The organism is Chamaesiphon sp. OTE_20_metabat_361 (assembly GCF_031364565.1).
Genome location: NZ_JANLWO010000787.1, coordinates 1 through 3,172, shown reverse-complemented (window position 1 = coordinate 3,172; position 3,172 = coordinate 1). Strand labels below are relative to the sequence as shown.

Annotated in this window: 3 protein-coding genes; 1 reads left to right on the top strand and 2 read right to left on the bottom strand. The window is 45.1% G+C overall.

From position 1 onward, the window contains the following. Positions 1-370: 370 nt before the first annotated feature. A complete protein-coding gene (pgeF, locus tag RMO35_RS22280; RefSeq protein WP_309744428.1) occupies positions 371-1,174 on the bottom strand; it encodes a peptidoglycan editing factor PgeF in 804 nt (267 codons plus the stop codon). A 91-nt stretch (positions 1,175-1,265) separates the two neighbouring features. Between pgeF and RMO35_RS22275 the strand changes: the two genes are divergently transcribed. Further along, a complete protein-coding gene (locus tag RMO35_RS22275; protein ID WP_396135712.1) occupies positions 1,266-2,264 on the top strand; it encodes an alpha/beta fold hydrolase in 999 nt (332 codons plus the stop codon). An 87-nt stretch (positions 2,265-2,351) separates the two neighbouring features. Here RMO35_RS22275 and RMO35_RS22270 read toward each other — a convergent pair whose 3' ends face one another. Further along, complete coding sequence (locus RMO35_RS22270) at positions 2,352-2,978, bottom strand: CPP1-like family protein (RefSeq protein WP_309744424.1); 627 nt, start codon at positions 2,976-2,978, stop codon at positions 2,352-2,354. Between the last annotated feature and the right edge of the window lie 194 nt (positions 2,979-3,172).

Genomic DNA, 3,172 nt, shown 5'->3' with positions numbered 1-3,172 from the left:
TCTTGAGGATGGTGCTGGCAAGTCGCGTAAATCGATCGAATGTCTCTTCCACAGAGCTATCTAACAGCCCTGTCGCCTCTAATTCTGCCAATCGATCGGGTTGAAGTACCTTGGCTAACGTCTTTTGGTTGTCATTTTCCATCGACGCTACTTCCTATTGTTTGTATGTATTTTTAAGTCACACATAAAAATCGTTCCCGAACAACTACCAGACTATTCAATAGTAAATTATGAATACTAAATTACACAATGTTTTCTGGCGATCGAGTCTCCCAAATCTACAAACCGACTCATAACAAAAGACCCTACCTCGAATTCGCTACTACTTACTTCTATCTACCAACTCCTTCGATCGAACTACAGATCGTACTCAAATGCTGACAATTCCCGACCACTGAATCTTTTTGAGCTTTTCCCGCCGATAAGAAAAGAAATGTTCTGGTTCTTGGAAAGTGCAGTGTGGTGCGATCGAAATCTGTGCTGGATCTACTCCCAAACCTTCAAGTTGCAACTGATTTACCCGCCGCACATCTAGCCGCACTCTCCCCGCTTGCTCGTCTGGTAATAGGGGTGAATTGGGCATTGCGAGCAAACTAGCAATATCGGCATCTGGAGCACCTGAGAGCGATGTAAGCGCGTTTGCGGAGCCTTGACCCTGGCAAATCGAGGCGCATACTTCCAATCCCGTCTGTGTAGTGACTTGGTAAACTTTACCGTCGATCGCGGGGCCGATCGCCACAATAATATCTGCTAAACTGCCACCCTGAGCTAATAACCGCTCTACTGCCACTTTCACGATTCCGAGCGAGGTACCCCGCCAGCCAGCATGTACCGCTGCCACATTACCTGTATGCCGATTGGCGATCGAGATCGGATTGCAATCGGCACTAGCTACCCAGACAGCTTGCGCGGCTCGATCTGTCAACACTCCATCGCCGAGCGCATTACCTGTCTCGACTTCTACTTCAGTCGCATGAGCAATTTCGGAGGGATTCAATACGATCTTGCCGTGGATCTGCTTGAGACGGTGAGTACTGGCATTAGCAGCTAAAATCGGGGTGAGATCTTGGGGTTCTCGCGGCGAAGACTGGCGAGTAAAGAAGCCATGTTGCCAGTCAGCGAGTAGATCGCAAGTTAAATACGGTAGTCCCGATCGAGTTTGCCACTGCCACATAAATTAAATTGAAGTTTGGGGTTTAGGTGTTAGGGTTTGGGTAAGTTAACCTCAAATGGAGATTAACGATCGATTTCTGGCTGTCAATAATATGTCTAATAGCTTATCATCCCTGCAAGCGATCGAGATTATCTTCCTCACCGTGACGACAATTTATCATCAATGGGCTAGTTATCGCGAACGCAAATCTCTATTACCACCAGGAAAGTTAGTTACTACTCCCGATGGTAATGTGCGCCACTTAGATATTCGAGGGAATGGTGAACTTACAGTTATTATCGATGCTAGTTTGGGTGGAGTTGAGGGCTATTTATTAATCGATGAACTTGCGAAATTAACTCGGGTCTGTATCTACGATCGTGCTGGATATGGCTGGAGTCAGGGTTCCTCTTCACCCCGCACCAGTCAACAAATTGTCAATGAGTTACACGAGTTATTAACCATTGCCAAAGTTCCACCACCGTATATTTTGGTGGGCGATTCTTTTGGGAGTTATAATCTACGCTTGTATGCCGATCGATTCCCCGATGAGGTGAGGGGTTTAGTTTTGACTGATGGCTTACACGAGCATTCGATGCTTTCTCTACCTTGGAATGTAGGATTGCTCAAGCTATTTTTTACGCTGAGTTTTGGGTTTGTCGCGATCGGTGCGTTACTAGGTATGGTTAGAATACTAGGAGAATTGGGTGTATTTGAGTTAATCAAACCCGAACTCAATAAGTTTCCCAAGCTCGATCGGCAATACGTCAAAAAGTCTTTTTATTCTGCTCGGCATTGGCTGACGATGGGACGAGAAATGTGGGGGTTGGATACTAGTGGTAGGCAATTAAAAGCTGCTAATTTAGGAGATTTACCGATAGTTAGCATCAAATCGCACACTTTCTTGCGACCATTATTAGGGATTAAATTCTTATCATTGGCTACTGCCGATCGAGTTCGCGATCGCATTCATCTCGATTTACTCAAGTTATCTAGCAATACTCGCCAAGTATCTGCCGATCGTAGCAGTCATTTTGTCTGGATCGACGAACCAGAAATTATTGTTAATGCTATTGCTAGTTTGTGTGCTGAGCTAGAATGTCAGTCTTAAATCTATGCTCATTGTGTTAGGGTGGCTAAAATTACTAGCCCCCATTCCCAAACCTGGCAACGGGGGTTAGAAAATAGTGAAGATCGATTACTTGGTAAAACTGCTGACAGCCCACAACATGACAAGCACCAATACGCCAGCAAAAACCTCACCATGAATGCCAATGAGTTGTTCGGTCGGCATATGTAAATAATTTACCATTACAGCGGCAATCGCCGTACCGACAATCGCCGCTGTCAAACTACCTAATACCGCCCGTTTAAATCGACGTTGTTTTTGATTGACAAAATACAAACAAAACCCGATGCCAAAAGCAATTATTGTCGGTAATGCCGAACTAGCGATCGTCGGTACTAAGATCGCCGCCAATAATGCTGCATAAACTCCAGAAGTTGTGAGGATCTGAGATCTGTCAGGACGCTCGAATGTGTCCCTCACCCAACTAGGCGAATTAGGCCCCGATAGGGAAGTAAACTTAGGGACGACGTTGGGTAACTTTTCTGGAAATCTAATCCCGTCAGGAACTTTAATTTTGCCTTGCTGACGAAGCTTGAGTCTTTCCATCAAAATCGCATCATAAGCTGCCTCTACATTATCTTGTAGCTGTCGATCGCTACCTACTTGGGCGATAACACGTTGTTTAGCGGCTTGAATCTCTTCAAAGGTGGCATCTTGTGCTACCCCTAGCTGCTCATAAGGATTCTGCTGACTCATTCACAACCTCCGATCGATGGTCTCCACCTACACTACTTCTTACTCTAGACTGCTTTGGAAGTCTCTGCCACATTTACTTGCAAATGTTTAGGAACTTAGAGGATAGTAGGTATTGGATAGTCAATGGCGATCGGAGCAACGAAAGTTAACACTCAATCTGTTCGCTATTTTTTAACAGAGAAAGTAAAATTCTC

Bases quoted from the DNA above. Each gene is read 5' to 3' on its own strand.
- pgeF (WP_309744428.1), bottom strand. From the start codon at position 1,174: ATGTGGCAGTGGCAAACTCGATCGGGACTACCGTATTTAACTTGCGAT.
- RMO35_RS22275 (WP_396135712.1), top strand. From the start codon at position 1,266: ATGTCTAATAGCTTATCATCCCTGCAAGCGATCGAGATTATCTTCCTC.
- RMO35_RS22270 (WP_309744424.1), bottom strand. From the start codon at position 2,978: ATGAGTCAGCAGAATCCTTATGAGCAGCTAGGGGTAGCACAAGATGCC.